The following is a 16,082-nucleotide window of genomic DNA, read 5'->3' on the forward strand; positions in this document are numbered from 1 at the left end:
GCCAGCTCCTACAGGTATGTCGCATCCCTTGTAGGAGCTGGCTTGCCAGCGAAGGGGCCCTTAAGGACACCTCTGAATCAGAACTTGATGAAGTTCTTGCGGTAATGCTGCAACTCGGCGATGGATTCACGGATGTCGTCCAGGGCCAGGTGGGTGCTGCCTTTCTGGAAGCTATCGCGCACGTCCGGCGCCCAGCGTGCGGCCAGCTCTTTAAGCGTGGACACGTCGAGGTTGCGGTAGTGGAAATAGCTTTCCAGGGACTTCATGTGGGTATAAAGGAAGCGACGATCCTGGCAAATGCTGTTGCCGCAGATCGGTGACTTGCCCTTCGGCACCCATTTCTCCAGGAAGGCGATGGTCTCGGCTTCGGCTTCGGCCATGCTGATGCGGCTGTCGCGAACCCGTTGGGTCAGGCCCGAGCCGCCGTGTTGACGGGTGTTCCACTCGTCCATGCCGGCAAGGATTTCATCGCTGTGATGAATGGCGATCACCGGCCCTTCGGCCAGGGTGTTCAGATCACTGTCGGTGACGATGGTGGCCATCTCGATGATGACGTCGGTATCGGGGTTCAGACCGGTCATTTCCAGGTCGATCCAGATCAGATTCTGCGGGTTTTGCATGTGTCGACTCCTAGGCAATGCTGCGCAGTTTAGCCTAGGGACGTGGCTGGGCGTGCTAAACTCGCGGCCGTTTTACCTAATCGCTGCATTCTTGATACGGAACACCCATGGCCAAACGCCAACTCAATCGTCGTCAAAACTGGCGCATCGAAAAGATTCAGGGCGAACGCGCTGCCCGCGCCGCCAAACGCGAGTCCTCGGCTGTCGAGGCACTCGAGGGTGGCGACCTGGGTCCGGAACAGACGGGCCTGGTGATCGCGCACTTCGGTGTGCAGGTCGAAGTCGAAGCGCTCGATGGCGAGTTGGCCGGCCAAGTGTTCCGCTGCCACTTGCGCGCCAACCTCCCGGCGCTGGTGACCGGCGATCAGGTGGTCTGGCGTGCCGGCAACCAGGGGATCGGCGTGATCGTGGCGCAACTGCCGCGTAAAACCGAACTCTGCCGTCCGGACAGCCGTGGCCAGCTCAAGCCGGTGGCGGCCAACGTCGACATGATCGTCATTGTCTTCGCGCCACTGCCCGAGCCCCACGCCAACCTGATCGACCGTTATCTGGTCGCGGCAGAGCACGCGGGGATTCGCCCGCTGCTGCTGCTCAACAAATTCGACCTGATCGACGAACAGAATGCCCCGGCGCTGAATGCCTTGCTGGCGGTCTACCGCACGCTGGGCTACCCGGTGCTGGAAGTGTCGGCGCACCACGGCAATGGCATGGAGCAACTGCAGGAGCAACTGGACGGGCGCATCAGCGTGTTCGTCGGCCAGTCCGGCGTCGGCAAGTCATCGCTGGTCAACAGCCTGCTGCCGGAAGTCGAAACCCGCGTCGGCCCGCTGTCCGAGCTGTCCGGCCAGGGCACCCACACCACCACCACCGCGCGCTTGTTCCACTTTCCCGGTGGCGGTGAGTTGATCGACTCCCCGGGTATCCGCGAATTCGGCCTGGGTCACGTCAGCCGGGCCGACGTCGAAGCCGGCTTCATCGAGTTCAACGACTTGATCGGCACCTGCCGCTTCCGCGACTGCAAGCACGACCGCGAACCGGGTTGCGCCTTGCTCAAGGCCCTGGAAGAAGGCCGCGTGCAGCAGCAGCGGATGAACAGCTATCGCTCGATCATCGCCAGCTTGCCCGAAAGCAGCTACTAACTAGCCGGATCATGTTCGTGGCGCCACGGACATGATCCGCAGCAGGCAGCAGAAACAAAAAAAGCCGACATCGCTGTCGGCTTTTTTGTGGGTCACCGCTTGGGCGGTTCACCCGGTTTCGGCGCCGGGTCATCGAACAGATTCAAGCGCTCGCGAAGCTCATGCGCCGGCAATGGCTCTTTATCGGCCGGCAACGCATTCGGGTCGACGGGGTTGGTCAGCACTTCACCCGGGGCGCCCTGCCCTGGCGTCTGCTCCTGCGCAGGCTCCGCACCTTGCGCACCTTCCATGGCACGCTGGGCTTTTTTGGTCAGCACCACGATGTCGATACGCCGATTGACCGGATTGAACGGGTTGTCCCGATCAAACAGGGCCGAGGAGGCATACCCGACGACTCGCGCCACTTGCGATTCCGGGTAGCTGCCGGCTACCAGCGCACGGCGGGCCGCGTTGGCCCGGTTGGCTGACAGCTCCCAGTTACCGAAATCACCGGTACCCGAATAGGGTGTGGCATCGGTGTGGCCGCTGATGCTGATCTTGTTCGGCACGGCTTTGATGGTGTCGGCCATGGCCAGCAAAATATCTTCGAAGTACGGTTTCAGGCGAGCACTGCCCGAGTCAAACATCGGCCGGTTTTCCGCGTCCATGACCTGGATGCGCAAACCGTTGGCAATGATCTCGAACTGGATCTGGTCCTTGAATTTGTGCAACTGAGGATTTTCATTGACCTTGCTCTGCAACTCTTGCAGCAGCAGCTCCAACCGTTCCTTCTCGACCTGCTCGGCCATGCCTTCGGCCTGTTCGGTACCGATGGTCACTTTGTCCGGCTGCGGCTGGGATTTGATCTCGGGATTGAGCGTGATATCCGGTGCCAGGGTCGGCGAACCACCCAGGTCGATGATGTAGGGCGTACCGCTTTCGGTAAAGCCGATCGGGTCCTTGAAGTAACCGGCGATGGCGATCTTCTGCTCAGGCGTTGCGTTGGACAGCAGCCACAGCACCAGGAAAAACGCCATCATCGCCGTCGCGAAGTCGGCGAAGGCGATTTTCCAGGCGCCGCCATGATGCCCGGCGGCGTAGCGCTTGACGCGCTTGATGATGATCGGCTGGTTATTCTCCATGACTCAGCGACCGCGAACCGCTTGTTCCAGCTCGGCGAAGCTGGGACGGTGCGCCGGGTACAGCACCTTGCGGCCGAACTCCACCGCCAGCGATGGCGGCATGCCGGAAGCGGAAGCGACCAGCGAGGCCTTGATGGCCTCGTAGACGTTCAGTTCTTCCTTCGCATCGTGGGCCAAAGAGTGGGCCAGCGGGCCGAAGAAACCGTAGGCGGCAAGAATACCGAAGAAGGTACCGACCAGCGCCGCGCCGACGTGCAAGCCAATGGATTGCTGATCGCCATCACCCAGGGACGCCATGGTCACCACGATACCCAATACCGCCGCGACGATACCGAAGCCGGGCATGGCGTCGGCGATGCCGTTCACGGCGTGGGAGGGGTGATCCAGGTCTTCCTTGAGGCTGTACAGCTCCATGTCGAACAGGCCCTCAAGCTCATGGGGCGCCATGTTGCCGGACGACATGATGCGCAGGTAATCACAAATGTACGCCGTCATGCGTTCATCTTTCAGAACCGCCGGGTACTTGGCGAAGATCGGGCTCGCGGCGGCATCTTCAATGTCGCCTTCGATGGCCATCATGCCTTCGCGGCGGCTCTTGTTGAGGATCTCGTAGATCAGCCCCAGCACCTCAAGGTAGAAGATGTGGGTGAAACGCGAGCTGAACATGCTCAAGGACTTCTTGAACACGCGCATCGTCATGTAACCGGGGTTGGCCTGCAGGAATGCACCCAGGGCCGCTCCCCCGATAATCATCACCTCGAAGGGCTGAATCAGGGCGGCAATTTTACCGTGGGAAAGCACGTAGCCGCCGAGCACGCTCGCGAATACGACGATGATGCCGATTATTTTAGCCATAGGGTGGGGAGCACTTACTGAGTCGGGTTCAAGGTCATATTCGGAAGTTGAAAAATCTCTTCTTCTCCTTATCGGCAAAACTGCGCCAGACTATAGCCCGTTCAGCTGAAAAGCCAATGTGGCCCGCTCCGGGCATACGCTTGGGGCATAGATAAATGCAGACGATGATCGCGTCCAGACATGGCTAACCAAACGAACGCTCCAACGCCGCCGCCGAGCACACTCGATGGTTGGGTCAAGTTGCTCGATGGCGTGCGCCTGCCCGTTCCGCAAGCCAGTCACGATCGGGTGTGCAAGGCCATCCGCGACAGGCGAAGTTCGCTGCGCGATATCGCCGAATTGATGCAGGACAGCCCTGCCCTGGCCTTGAGCGTGATTCGCGAAGCCAACCGGCATGCCCAGGGCCGCCTGTCCACGCCCGCTGAAAACCTGGAGGTGGCGCTCAATCGTCTCGGATTGAAGCGCACCGAAGAACTCCTCGGGCGGTTGCCCGCCGAGCCGCTGTCGCAGATCCCCGTCGCCCTGCGCCAACTGCAGTTGATCAGCCAGCACGCGACCCAACAGGCCAACGGTTTTTTCGCCAGTCGCCTGGCGCGGCTGTGGCAAGACATCCATTGGGGCAGCCTGCTGTTTCTCTCGCCGTTGTGGCCGATGGCGTTGACCCATCCGCAGTTGCTTGAAGAGTGGGAACAACGGGTCATCCATAATGGCGAATCGGCGCGCGACGTCGAGAAGCAGCTGTTCGGCGTACGCCTGCTGCAAATAGGCCAGGCCCTGGCGGACCTCTGGCACCTGCCATTCTGGGTGCAGCAAGGTTACCGACTGCTGCTCAACGAGCAACGGGAACTGGTCAAGGTCCTGCGCATCGCTCGCGACAGTCATCACCCGTTGCGCCAGCAGAACCGCCTCGATGACGATCCGACCCTGCGCCGCTGGCTCAATCAACCGGCCAACACCGTGTTGCTGGCCAACGGCCTGGCGCTGTCGGTGCAACAGACCTGGGACAGCGCGCACGCTGAGCGCTGGAACTACCTGACCAGCCTTTACCTGCAAATGCCGATGGACGAAGTGCAGCAGCAGTTGCACCGACAGGCCGTCACCAGCGCCCGTCATCACGCCATGCCAGACCTTTGGCACCCGGCCGTTTCGCTGATCTGGCCAAGGGGGATGAAGAACATTCACGCGGATGGGCTGCCGACCCCGGCGCCGACCGCCGAAGACCTGGTGAAATGGCGCAGGCAATGCGCCGAATTGCTGATGCAGCCCAGTCGCTTCGCCAATGCCATGCACTTGACCACCTCTGCTTGCGACGCCCTGGTCGCGTGCGGCATGCGACGGGTGATGCTTCTGATGGCCGACCGCACTCACGCCCATTTGCGGGTGCACCAGGCCTTCGGCCTGTCAAAGGCGGCCGCCAGCCTGAGTTTCCCTGTCAGCCAAAGCGCCGTGCTGCAACGCCTGCTCTCGCAACAGGCGCAGCTGCGCCTGAGCCCGGACAACCATGCGCGACTCTCGGCCCTTCTGCCCGCCGACCTGCGCGCGCAATTCCCGGGTGAACACCTGTTACTGCGTTCACTGGTCAGCAACGGCCGGGTGATCATGGTTGTGGTGGCGGATCAGGGCGGCGGGCCGTTCTCGGAGATCACCGTGCAAGCCTTCGGCAAAACCGCGCAGTGCATCGAAAAAGCCCTGCACAGCTTTAGCCACCGCGGCCACTGAAGGCTGCGCTACAATCCAACCCTTTGTGCTCTGGAGACCTCACATGTCTGACTTCTCTGGCTTGACCCTGGTGATCGAGCCGAGCGAGCTGCTCGCCCGTCTCGAAGCCCGCGAACTTATCCTGGTGGACCTGACCAGCAGCGCCCGTTATGCCGAAGGGCATATACCCGGTGCCCGCTTTGTCGATCCCAAGCGTACGCAACTGGGCCAGGCGCCTGCGCCGGGCCTGCTGCCGACTCAGGGAGCGCTTGAAGCATTGTTCGGCGAACTGGGACACAACCCCGACGCGGTCTACGTCGTCTATGACGACGAAGGCGGCGGTTGGGCCGGACGCTTTATCTGGCTGCTGGACGTTATCGGCCATCGCAACTACCACTATGTCGACGGCGGGCTGCAGGCCTGGCTGGCGGAAGGTTTGCCCATGTCGATCCAGATCCCGGCGGCGGTAGGCGGCCCGGCCCCCCTGACCTTGCACGACGAACCCATCGCTACCCGCGAGTACCTGCAAAGCCGTCTCGGCGCGGCCGACCTGGCGATCTGGGACGCCCGCGGACCGCTGGAGTACTCCGGCGAGAAAGTCCTGGCGGCCAAGGCAGGACACATTCCCGGCGCGGTCAATTTCGAATGGACCGCGGGCATGGATCCGGCGCGCCACCTGCGCATTCGCACGGACATGCCGCAGATCCTGGAGCAACTCGGGATCAGCAAAGACAAAGAAGTGATCACCCACTGCCAGACCCACCATCGCTCTGGCTTCACCTATCTGGTGGCCAAAGCCCTCGGTTATCCGCGGGTCAAAGGCTACGCCGGCTCATGGGGCGAATGGGGCAACCATCCCGATACCCCGGTAGAGAAATAAGGTTTCTAAGGACCGTCAATGAATAAGCGTTTGTTTATCCTCAGCCAATACCTGCTGCCCCACCATTTGCTGTCGCGACTGGCCGGCTGCATTGCCGAATGCCGCGTGCGCTGGTTCAAGAACGCCTTCACGGCGTGGTTCGCCAAGCGCTATCAGGTGGACATGTCCCAGGCGCTGGTCGAAGACCTCACCGCGTACGAGCACTTCAATGCGTTTTTCACGCGCGCCTTGAAAGAGGGTGCGCGTCCGCTGGACCAGACGCCGGGTGCAATCCTCAGCCCCGCCGACGGCGCCGTCAGCCAACTCGGCCCGATCGAACACGGCCGCGTGTTCCAGGCCAAGGGCCACAGCTTCAGCGTCCTGGAGTTGCTCGGTGGTGACGCGGCCAATGCCGCGCCATTCATGGGCGGCGATTTCGCCACTATTTATCTGTCGCCGAAGGACTATCACCGCGTGCACATGCCATTGGCTGGCACGCTACGCGAGATGGTCTACATTCCAGGCCGGATTTTCTCTGTCAACCAGACCACCGCTGAAAACGTGCCGGAACTGTTCGCCCGCAACGAGCGTGTAGCGTGCATTTTCGACACTGAGCGCGGGCCAATGGCCGTGGTGCTGGTGGGCGCCATGATCGTGGCATCGATCGAAACGGTCTGGGCCGGGTTGGTCACGCCACCGAAGCGCGAGCTGAAAACCTTCCGCTACGACGAAGCAGCCCGTGCGCCGATCCACCTGGAAAAAGGTGCGGAACTGGGTCGCTTCAAACTGGGTTCGACAGCCGTGGTGCTATTCGGGCCGGACCAGGTCAAATGGGCTGAAGAACTGGCGGCCGGTTCGCCGGTGCAGATGGGCCAGGGCATGGGCCTGCCAACAGCCTGATGCATGATCCGGCCTCGCGAACGTCTTCGCGAGGCCGGATATTTCGGTGGTGCCGTTACTCTATCTGGCCACGAAAGCCGATCGGTCCTTCATTGGCGTAGGTATTGGTGCCACTGAGGTTTTTCCCTCCGTCATTGGAGGTCACGCTCAACGCGACAACGTTCTGATTATCCCGGCCACCGATGACCCATTTGCCACCCGGGTGCCACGGGGCATCGTTGCCGCCCCATTGATTTTCAACGTTGTACTGGTTCTGGCCCGTGCGTTGAGCCTTGAAGCCAATGGGACCTTCGCCGGCATAAGTCATGGTGCCGGTGAAGCTCTTGCCGCCATCGCCCGATTTGATTTCGATGGCGACAACCTTCTGGTTGTCCCGCGCGCCCAGTACCCAGTCTCCGCCCGGATGCCAGGGTGCCGAACTACCGCCCCATTGATTTGCCACTACGTATTTAGACATGAACCTCATCTCCTTGAAGTTACGAAGAGACCTGCCCTGCGTATGCAGCAGGCCGTACGACTGTGCGTATCCAGTCGCACGACTGTCAGATTAGTAGCACGCCCGAACGTCACCAGACTGACAGACAAACGGTAATCCCCTGCCTGCCGACATTCCCGGGCTCGAGGGTACTTCTGCATGTTACAGTCCTGCCATTCACTGCCCATTTTCCCTGTTGGAGTTTGTTCACGGCATGGATGAAACCCTTCCCCACCTCTTGCTACGCGCGCCTGTTCCCAAGCAATTGCGCCTGACGTTCTGTGAAGCCACCCCGCGCGACCTCAAGCGCTGGATTGCCAATCTGCCTAAAGCCAGCATCGGCGAAACCGCGCGCCAGCTCTATCAAGGCTTGAGCGAACTCAATCAGCTCCTGACGCCCAGCGATAACCGCCTGCAAATGCTCGAGCTGCTAAGGCCCGAGGTGTATTACGTCTGCAAGCACCTGGAGCGGCATTTCCTGCATCAGTCGATCGTCCTCGACGAACGATCGCGCAAGATCGCCAACCTCTGCCAGGCGCTGCAAAATCACTTGGCGATTGGCTATAAACAGATTGTCGTGCGCGTCACTCCGCGATTCAGCAAGGACCGTGCACCGGTGCTGACCCTGGCGTTGCAACGTGCGATCCATTGCCTGAACGGGCCGTTGATCCGCGCCACCGAGCTTTATTGTCCGGTACCGGAAGGGCTGTGGCTGGAGTTGCATCAGCTGTACCGGATCGCCTGCCGGCACCAGCTGCAGCACCTGAGCCTGCGCGACGAGCTGGCCAGCCAGACGCAAACGCTGAGCATCGAACAGACCTACGTCATCGCGTTGCTGCTGGGAGCCTCCCGTTGCAACCAACTGCGGCAGAACCAGATTGCCCGGGTCGCCGAGGTGCTGGAGCCCTGGAGTAAATGGATTACGCTGCAACCCGGTAAACGGTCCGATGGACTGTTTGCCATCGCATCGGACAGCGACACCGGGCCTCGTTACAGCGCCCGGTTTCGCCCGGAGCAGCAGGAAAGCGTTCTCGCGATCGACCCGCTACCGCTGGTCGCAGCCATCGAAGCTCATTTGCAAAAAACCGCCAGCTCGACACCCCTGCCGGTCCCGGCAGGGCTGAGCCTCGATACGCTGCAACACCTGCATGCAGCCTGGGGCCAGACGGCCGAGCGCGGATTCCAGCGCACCGTCGGCCAAGGCACCTTGACCCTGTGCATCGGCATGAGCGCGCTGCATTTCTATCTGGGTGGGCAACGTTCGTTCAGCGACATCCTGAAACACTCGGGCTCTCGACAGGCGCAATTCTCGGCAATATCGCCAGATCGAGTAAAAGACCTGTGGAGCCCTGTCGAGCACCAGGGCAACGTGGGCGATCTGTTGCCCTACGAAGAAATCGAGTATCCGCAACTGCGCAATGACGATAGCCATGAGGCATCCGACCGCAATCAACACTTTGCGACTTATGTCCTGCCGGTGATCAATCACAGCCCTGGCGGTTATTGCCTGGCCTGGCCTGGTCCAGTACCCGCCGAGCTACAGGCGGGCGAAATGATGGGCCTCGAGGATTCTGCAGGACAAGGCTGGAGCATCGCAGTGGTGCGCTGGATCCGGCAGGTGCGTGGCGGCGGTACGCACATGGGGATCGAGCAGGTCGCGCCTTACGCCGAACCTTGCGGGCTGCAACTGCTGCGTGACCATGACGGGCACAGCCAATACCTGCGCGGTCTGTTATTGCCGGCCATCAGTGCGATAGACCTGCCGCCGACGTTGCTCGCTCCGCGCCTGCCCTTTCAGGAAGGCCAACAGGTGGTAATCAATACCCACGGCGAAGAACGCCGGGTCGCGCTGGATCGGCGACTGGCGAGCACCCACAGTTTCAATCAGTTTGCCTATCGCTTGCTGGAGACAGCCGCAAACGTCGATGCCGGGGGGAGTGGTGTGGTCCGCATCGAGCAGGAGTTCGATTCGTTGTGGAAGACGCTTTGAGGGTGAATCCTTAACACCGCGGTGCGCCCTTCGCGAGCAAGCCCGCTCCCACAGTGATCTCTGTGTGTGACGGATAGTGTGCACACCGAAGAACCTGTGGGAGCTTGCCCGCGATGAGGCCCGATCAGGCAGCCGAAATATCAGAGCTGCCCGTCACGATCCCGGAAGCCCAGCAGATACAGCACGCCATCCAGCCCAAGGGTGGAAATCGCCTGCTTCGCCGACTGCTTGACCAGCGGCTTGGCGCGGAACGCCACGCCCAGCCCGGCAATCGCCAGCATTGGCAAATCATTGGCGCCATCGCCGACGGCGATGGTCTGCTCCAGACGCAAACCTTCCTTGTGCGCCAGTTCCTTCAGCAGATCCGCCTTGCGCTGTGCATCGACGATCGGTTCCACCGCCACGCCGGTGACCTTGCCATCGACCACTTCCAACTCGTTGGCAAATACATAGTCGATGCCCAGCTTGGCTTGCAACTGCTTGGCAAAGTAAGTGAAGCCACCCGACAGGATCGCCGTCTTGTAGCCCAGGCGCTTGAGTTCGGCAAACAGTGTTTCCGCGCCTTCGGTCAGGCGCAAAGAGGCGCCGATCGAGTCCAGTACGCTGACGTCCAGGCCCTGCAGCAAGGCCAGGCGCTCTTTGAAGCTGGCGCGGAAATCCAGCTCGCCGGCCATCGCCCGCTCGGTGATGGCGGAGACCTGGTCACCGACGCCGGCGGCCTTGGCCAGTTCGTCGATGACTTCGGCTTCGATCAGCGTCGAGTCCATATCGAACACCGCCAGGCGCCGGTTGCGGCGGAACAGCGAATCTTCCTGGAAGGCGATGTCGACGTTCAGTTCCTGGGCGACGCTCAAGAACTCCGCCCGCAACGCTTGCGGATCAGCCGCTTCACCCCGTACGGAAAACTCGATGCAGCCTTTGCCTTGATCGGCCGGGGTATCCAGCGGCATACGCCCGGACAGTCGGTCGATGTGGTCGATGTTCAGGCCGTACTTGGCAGTGATCGAACTGACTCGCTGCAATTGCTCGGCCGTCACTTTGCGGGTCAATAGCGTCACAATGTGGCGTTTCTTGCCCTGATTGCCCACCCATTGCTGGTAATCCTCTTCGGACACCGGCGTGAAACGCACCTGTTGATCGAGCTTGTAAGCCGTGAACAGGATGTCCTTGAGCACCGACTTGCCTTGTTCGGTATCAGGAATTTCAACCAGGATGCCGAACGACAGGGTGTCGTGGATCACCGCCTGACCGATGTCGAGAATGTTCACACCACCCTGGGCCAGAACGCCGGTAATGGCCGCAGTCAGACCCGGACGGTCGACTCCCGTGATGTTTATCAGGACGATTTCGCGCAAGGCGCACCCCCGCAGGTGGAAAAAAACCGCATTCTACCCACATTCAGTGACCATCGGGCACCGTCAGCGCTTTGCCGGTCTAGGGCCTGTCGCTATACTGCGCGTCAACTTCACGGACAAAGAGCCGAGCTCAAGTGAACCGGCCCACGCCAGTAAAAACCGATAACTTCTTTCTGCTGATCTTCCGTGCACTGCGCCACCGCCGTGTACCGATTGCATTGCGCATCGCCAGCCATAACGTGATCCTGGTCGCTCTGGCCCTGGTGATCTACGCCTGCGTGATGGGTTTGCAGTTCAAGCAGGCCATGCATGAGCAGGCGGATGCGCTGGGCGAAAGCCTGACCACCCAGACCGCCACGTCGGCCACGGAGCTGTTGGTGTCCAACGACATCCTCAGCCTTAACGTGTTGCTCAACAACCTGACCAAAAACAAGCTGGTGGCCCACGCCGCCATCTACAGCGTGGATAACCGCATCCTCGCCGAAGCCGGTCAGCGCCCCAAGCACAGCCTGCTGGGCGAAGCCGAGGGCATGTACCAGAGCAAGATCACGTTTCAGGACGTGACCGCCGGGCAACTGCGCATCAGCCTGGACATGGATCAATTCCAGCAGCCGATGACCATCAGCCTGCAAAGCATGGGCATTCTCAGTGCCATTCTGCTGGCCTTGTCGCTGGCCCTGAGTCTGCGCCTGGGACGCAACCTTTCCACGCCGCTGATGCAATTGCGCGTGTGGCTGCGCAATATCGACGAATACACGCCAGGCACCGAGCGTCAGGACGAGATCGGCGACCTGGCTCGCCAGTTGCACGCGGACTTCGCGCCGGAACCGGTTGAGCCGGAACCTGAACCGGAGCCTGAGTTCGACGATGCCGACGACGAAGAGGCCGATCCGGCCTTTGAAGTGCGCAACCTGCGCGACCCCAGCTTTGACGAAAGTCGCCCGGTAGCCGCCTTGAAGCCTGCGCCGCGGCGCATTGTCAGCACCGTCGAGGATGACGATGACGACGACGACCCGTTTGCCGATCTGCGTGATGTTGCTGCGGACAGTGCGCCGAAAGCGCTGGTAAAACCAAAGCCATCGAATGTGCCGCAACACAGCGCCGTGCTCGCCGTGCAACTGGGCGCACAGGAGCAACTGCGCCGCCTGCCCCGGGCGCGCCTGGAAGAACTGCTCAAACGCTATCGCGATTGCCTCGATCAAGCCGCGTCGCTCTACCAGAGTGAACTGCATACCCTGAACGACGGCAGCACGCTGATGCTGTTCCACAGCGAAGACAGCGGTGACGATTACCTGACCAATGCCATTTGCTGCGGTGAGTTGCTGCGGGCTCTGGGCCATCAGTTGCAGATCGAAGTCGCGGACAGCGGCATCACCCTGCAATTGCAGCTGGGCCTGACCCTGGGCGACGAATTGTTCGGCATGAGCCAGATCGATCTGCTGCTGACCGAATCGGCCCAGGACGCCTTGGCCCTGTCGCAACACAGCCGCAACCTGCTGCTGGTGGAGCGCAAGATCAGTGACGACGCGCTGATCCGTCAGCGTGCCCGGATCCGGCCGATTGCCAGCCCGGAAGGCGCGTGCTGCGTAGAGCGGCTGATGGAGCCTTATCCGTCGATGCTCGAGCGACAATTGGCGCGGATGCATGAGCGTCGGGCGTAAATCTTAGCCCTGTTGTGAAGAAGCCCGCGGACGAGAGATCGTCTGCGGGCTTTTTTGTGGCCTGTGCCGGCCTCTTCGCTGCAAGCCAGCTTCTACAGGTGCCGTGTCGTTCACGCGATGTGGGTACGACATGATACCTGTAGGAGCTGGCTTGCCAGCGAAGAGGCCATCAGCACCACCGAAGATCTCACCCCGCAGAAACAACAAAGCCCGCACATGGCGGGCTTTGCCTTGGATCATTCCAACCCTAGAACCTGAACACTTCCATATCCGTGCGGATCGGCGAAGCCATCGGGATCTTCGGCCGTTTGTCCTGCTCCGCCGCAGGTGCCGCAGCCTTGGCTGCAGGCTTGCGTGGCGCTTCGGCAATCGGCGGCTGGTTGGCCAGCGGCTTGAGCGCCACCGACAATTGCTCCGCCAGACGCTGCAGCAACATACCCTGAGCTTGAACCTGCGACGCCGTACCGCCGGCATGCTGTTCCTGCAGATGAATGATGCGGTTATCGCGAACCTGGCCACGACGGTCGATCAGCCGCCATTGCGCATCGAGGATCGCCGGTTGCGACTCGCCCGAGTCCAGGCGGGTGATAGTCAGCAGAACCTGGACATCCGGCGTGAAACCCACCGTCGCTGGCGCCAGCACCACGCGCTGGCTGTCCAGATGCCCTGCTACCTGACGCAGCAACAGTTGATCGATATCGGACGAAAGGCTACCCGCCCATCGGCCATCAGTGGCAGCCTGAAGGCTCCCATCGAGCTGACGCTGCAACAAGGTTTCACGCTGCAGATAATCGGCAACGGTCACCGGACCCAGCAATACGGCCATGCCCGCGCTTTGCGCAGGCTGAGCCGGACTTCCGCTGTCCAGCTGATACAGCGACACCGGTTGGTGAACGCTGCAACCCGCCAGGCCAAGGACCCCGGCGAGCATCAAAATAAACGGAAGGCGCAGAGCAGTCATCGTCCCATCCAGGTGGTTGCCACAAGGCTAACCACAGTGAAAAAACTCAAAAAATATGAAGAACGCTCGACCACGCCGGCGCTTGAAAGGCCATATCATCCGTGAATATGCGTTCCGACTCCAGCGCCAATGCGTCGATCTACGCGTTAAATCGTAGATCGAGCGCTCTAGGACGCCTAATTGAGGTTTTCGACGAGCAGCGCATCCACCCTTTGAAAGCCACGTGGCAATTTGTTACCACGACGCCCACGCTCACCTTTGTAGTGTTCGAGGTCGTCCGCTTTCAGCGACAAGGTACGTTTTCCAGCTTGCAGCACCAAGGTCGCGCCTTCCGGTAGAACGGCGATGTCCGTGACATATTCTTCGCGACTGGCAACACGCTCACCGGAAATCCCGATGATCTTATTGCCTTTACCTTTACTTAATTGTGGCAGATCGCTGATCTTGAAGATCAGCAGGCGACCTTCGGTGGTCACCGAGGCCAGCCAGTTCTGTTCACGATCGGCCACCGGTCGCGGCAGGATCACCTTGGCGTTGTTCGGCAGGCTCAACAAGGCCTTGCCCGCCTTGTTCTTGGCTTGCAGGTCTTCCCCCTTGACCACGAACCCGTAACCGGCGTCGGAGGCGATCACGTACAGCGAATCGTCTTCCGGCATCAGCACGCATTCGAAACTCGCCCCCGGCGGCGGCGTCAGACGACCGGTCAACGGTTCGCCCTGGCCACGGGCCGATGGCAAGGTATGCGCGGCCACCGAATAACTGCGGCCAGTGGAGTCGATAAACACCGCAAACTGGTTGGAACGTCCGGGTGCCAAGGCCTTGAAACCATCCCCGGCCTTGTAGGAAAGCCCGGTGGCATCGATTTCATGGCCCTTGGCAGAGCGCACCCAGCCTTTTTCCGACAGCACAACGGTCACTTTCTCGTTCGGCAACAGATCGTGTTCGGTCAAGGCCTTGGCCTCGGCGCGCTCGACGATTGGCGAACGACGGTCGTCGCCGTAGGTTTCGGCGTCCTTGATCAGCTCGGTGCGTACCAGCTTTTTCAGCTTGGCTTCGCTGCCCAGCAGGGCTTGCAGCTTGGCCTGTTCCTTGAGCAGTTCATCCTGCTCGGCACGCAGCTTCATTTCTTCCAGTCGCGCCAACTGTCGCAAGCGCGTATCGAGAATGTAGTCGGCCTGGATTTCACTCAGGGCGAAACGCTCGATCAGTGCCGCTTTCGGGTGCTCCTCGGTCCGGATGATGTGGATCACTTCATCCAGGTTGAGGTAGGCGATCAACAAACCGTCCAACAGGTGCAGGCGACGCTCGACCTTGTCCAGACGGAATTGCAGGCGACGACGCACGGTCTGAACCCGGAATTGCAACCACTCGACCAGCAACGCACGCAGGTTTTTCAGCTGCGGCTTGCCATCCAGGCCGATGATGTTGATGTTGACCCGGTAGCTCGACTCCAGCTCGGTGCTGGCGAACAGGTGTTGCATCAGGGCATCGTGGTCAAAGTTTTTGCGGGCGCCGGGGATGATCACGATCCGGCACGGGTTTTCGTGGTCGGATTCGTCGCGCAGGTCAGCAATCTGCGGCGCCTTGGACGGCTTGGCCTGCATCATGCCCGCGATCTGCTCCAGCACCTTGGCACCGGAGACCTGATGCGGCAGCGCGGTAACGATGATGTCGCCGTCTTCGATGTGGTACACGGCACGCATGCGGACCGAGCCCTTGCCGGTTTCGTACATTTTCAGCAAATCGGCGCGGGGCGTGATGATTTCCGCTTCGGTCGGGTAATCCGGGCCCTGGATATGTTCGCAGAGCTGTTCGACCGTGGCCTTGGGCTCATCGAGCAAACGCACGCAGGCGGTGGCGACTTCGCGCAGGTTGTGCGGCGGTACGTCGGTCGCCATGCCCACGGCGATGCCGGTGGTGCCATTGAGCAGGATATTGGGCAACCGCGCCGGCAACACCAGGGGCTCGTCGAGGGTACCGTCGAAGTTCGGGCCCCAGTCCGCCGTGCCCTGGCCCAGCTCACTGAGCAGCACTTCGGAATAACGCGACAGCCGCGCTTCGGTGTAACGCATGGCGGCGAAGGATTTGGGATCATCCGGCGCACCCCAGTTACCCTGGCCGTCGACCAGTGTGTAGCGGTAGCTGAACGGCTGGGCCATCAGGACCATGGCTTCGTAGCAGGCCGAGTCGCCGTGCGGGTGGAATTTACCGAGCACGTCACCGACGGTACGCGCCGATTTCTTGTGCTTGGAATCGGCGTCCAGCCCCAACTCGCTCATCGCGTAGATGATGCGCCGCTGTACCGGTTTCAGGCCGTCGCCGATATGCGGCAAGGCACGGTCCATGATCACGTACATGGAGTAGTTGAGGTAGGCATTTTCGGTGAAGTCAGCCAGTGACCGGCGTTCTACACCGTCCAGGCTGAGATCAAGGGAGTCGCTCATGCGG

General features: G+C 61.0%; 13 protein-coding genes. 6 read left to right on the forward strand and 7 right to left on the reverse strand.

Annotation, left to right across the window (positions count from 1 at the left end; genetic code table 11):
• Positions 1–77 precede the first annotated feature (77 nt).
• Positions 78–620 (reverse strand): oligoribonuclease, encoded by a 543-nt coding sequence (orn, locus tag BZ163_RS23820; RefSeq protein ID WP_128872842.1) that lies wholly within the window; start codon positions 618–620, stop codon positions 78–80.
• 107 nt (positions 621–727) lie between these two features.
• On the opposite strand from orn, the gene rsgA reads away from it, so the two are divergent.
• Positions 728–1,759, forward strand: coding sequence for a small ribosomal subunit biogenesis GTPase RsgA (gene rsgA, locus BZ163_RS23825; RefSeq protein WP_128872843.1), 1,032 nt, complete (start codon positions 728–730; stop codon positions 1,757–1,759).
• Between the two features lie 92 nt (positions 1,760–1,851).
• On the opposite strand, the gene motB is transcribed toward rsgA, so the two are convergent.
• Positions 1,852–2,880, reverse strand: a complete 1,029-nt coding sequence (motB, locus tag BZ163_RS23830; RefSeq protein ID WP_128872844.1) for a flagellar motor protein MotB — start codon at positions 2,878–2,880, stop codon at positions 1,852–1,854.
• 3 nt (positions 2,881–2,883) lie between these two features.
• Positions 2,884–3,735 (reverse strand): flagellar motor stator protein MotA, encoded by an 852-nt coding sequence (gene motA / locus BZ163_RS23835; RefSeq protein ID WP_128872845.1) that lies wholly within the window; start codon positions 3,733–3,735, stop codon positions 2,884–2,886.
• A 180-nt stretch (positions 3,736–3,915) separates the two neighbouring features.
• Here motA and BZ163_RS23840 point away from each other — a divergent pair, with 180 nt between their 5' ends.
• From BZ163_RS23840 to asd, 3 genes are read left to right on the forward strand one after another with little or no spacing between them, the layout of a single operon-like run.
• Positions 3,916–5,454, forward strand: a complete 1,539-nt coding sequence (locus BZ163_RS23840) for an HDOD domain-containing protein (protein WP_128872846.1) — start codon at positions 3,916–3,918, stop codon at positions 5,452–5,454.
• A gap of 43 nt (positions 5,455–5,497) precedes the next feature.
• The gene (gene rhdA, locus BZ163_RS23845) at positions 5,498–6,313 is read left to right on the forward strand and encodes a thiosulfate sulfurtransferase (RefSeq protein ID WP_128872847.1); all 816 of its coding nucleotides are present in this window, start codon (positions 5,498–5,500) and stop codon (positions 6,311–6,313) included.
• Between the two features lie 18 nt (positions 6,314–6,331).
• A complete protein-coding gene (gene asd, locus BZ163_RS23850) occupies positions 6,332–7,192 on the forward strand; it encodes an archaetidylserine decarboxylase (RefSeq protein WP_064675599.1) in 861 nt (286 codons plus the stop codon).
• A 55-nt stretch (positions 7,193–7,247) separates the two neighbouring features.
• On the opposite strand, the gene BZ163_RS23855 is transcribed toward asd, so the two are convergent.
• The gene (locus BZ163_RS23855) at positions 7,248–7,649 is read right to left on the reverse strand and encodes a lectin OAA (protein WP_128872848.1); all 402 of its coding nucleotides are present in this window, start codon (positions 7,647–7,649) and stop codon (positions 7,248–7,250) included.
• Positions 7,650–7,881: 232 nt separating this feature from the next.
• Here BZ163_RS23855 and BZ163_RS23860 point away from each other — a divergent pair, with 232 nt between their 5' ends.
• Positions 7,882–9,657 (forward strand): molecular chaperone, encoded by a 1,776-nt coding sequence (locus BZ163_RS23860; protein WP_128872849.1) that lies wholly within the window; start codon positions 7,882–7,884, stop codon positions 9,655–9,657.
• Between the two features lie 140 nt (positions 9,658–9,797).
• Here the strand turns inward: BZ163_RS23860 and serB are convergent, their stop codons facing one another.
• A complete protein-coding gene (gene serB / locus BZ163_RS23865; RefSeq protein WP_128872850.1) occupies positions 9,798–11,012 on the reverse strand; it encodes a phosphoserine phosphatase SerB in 1,215 nt (404 codons plus the stop codon).
• Positions 11,013–11,146: 134 nt separating this feature from the next.
• Here serB and BZ163_RS23870 point away from each other — a divergent pair, with 134 nt between their 5' ends.
• Positions 11,147–12,673, forward strand: a complete 1,527-nt coding sequence (locus BZ163_RS23870) for an AhpA/YtjB family protein (RefSeq protein WP_128872851.1) — start codon at positions 11,147–11,149, stop codon at positions 12,671–12,673.
• Between the two features lie 247 nt (positions 12,674–12,920).
• Here the strand turns inward: BZ163_RS23870 and BZ163_RS23875 are convergent, their stop codons facing one another.
• Entirely contained in the window at positions 12,921–13,634 is a 714-nt protein-coding gene (locus tag BZ163_RS23875; protein ID WP_128872852.1) for a membrane integrity-associated transporter subunit PqiC, read from the reverse strand.
• 176 nt (positions 13,635–13,810) lie between these two features.
• Positions 13,811–16,078, reverse strand: a complete 2,268-nt coding sequence (gene parC / locus BZ163_RS23880; protein WP_128872853.1) for a DNA topoisomerase IV subunit A — start codon at positions 16,076–16,078, stop codon at positions 13,811–13,813.
• Positions 16,079–16,082 lie beyond the last annotated feature (4 nt).

The sequence above is a fragment of the Pseudomonas sp. VI4.1 genome (assembly GCF_002029345.1).
In the GTDB taxonomy this organism is placed as follows: Bacteria; Pseudomonadota; Gammaproteobacteria; order Pseudomonadales; family Pseudomonadaceae; genus Aquipseudomonas.

Coding starts and splice junctions, on each gene's coding strand:
- motA (WP_128872845.1), bottom strand. CDS start 3,735: ATGGCTAAAATAATCGGCATCATCGTCGTATTCGCGAGCGTGCTCGGC.
- BZ163_RS23860 (WP_128872849.1), top strand. CDS start 7,882: ATGGATGAAACCCTTCCCCACCTCTTGCTACGCGCGCCTGTTCCCAAG.
- motB (WP_128872844.1), bottom strand. CDS start 2,880: ATGGAGAATAACCAGCCGATCATCATCAAGCGCGTCAAGCGCTACGCC.
- BZ163_RS23875 (WP_128872852.1), bottom strand. CDS start 13,634: ATGACTGCTCTGCGCCTTCCGTTTATTTTGATGCTCGCCGGGGTCCTT.
- orn (WP_128872842.1), bottom strand. CDS start 620: ATGCAAAACCCGCAGAATCTGATCTGGATCGACCTGGAAATGACCGGT.
- parC (WP_128872853.1), bottom strand. CDS start 16,078: ATGAGCGACTCCCTTGATCTCAGCCTGGACGGTGTAGAACGCCGGTCA.
- asd (WP_064675599.1), top strand. CDS start 6,332: ATGAATAAGCGTTTGTTTATCCTCAGCCAATACCTGCTGCCCCACCAT.
- rsgA (WP_128872843.1), top strand. CDS start 728: ATGGCCAAACGCCAACTCAATCGTCGTCAAAACTGGCGCATCGAAAAG.
- BZ163_RS23855 (WP_128872848.1), bottom strand. CDS start 7,649: ATGTCTAAATACGTAGTGGCAAATCAATGGGGCGGTAGTTCGGCACCC.
- BZ163_RS23840 (WP_128872846.1), top strand. CDS start 3,916: ATGGCTAACCAAACGAACGCTCCAACGCCGCCGCCGAGCACACTCGAT.
- rhdA (WP_128872847.1), top strand. CDS start 5,498: ATGTCTGACTTCTCTGGCTTGACCCTGGTGATCGAGCCGAGCGAGCTG.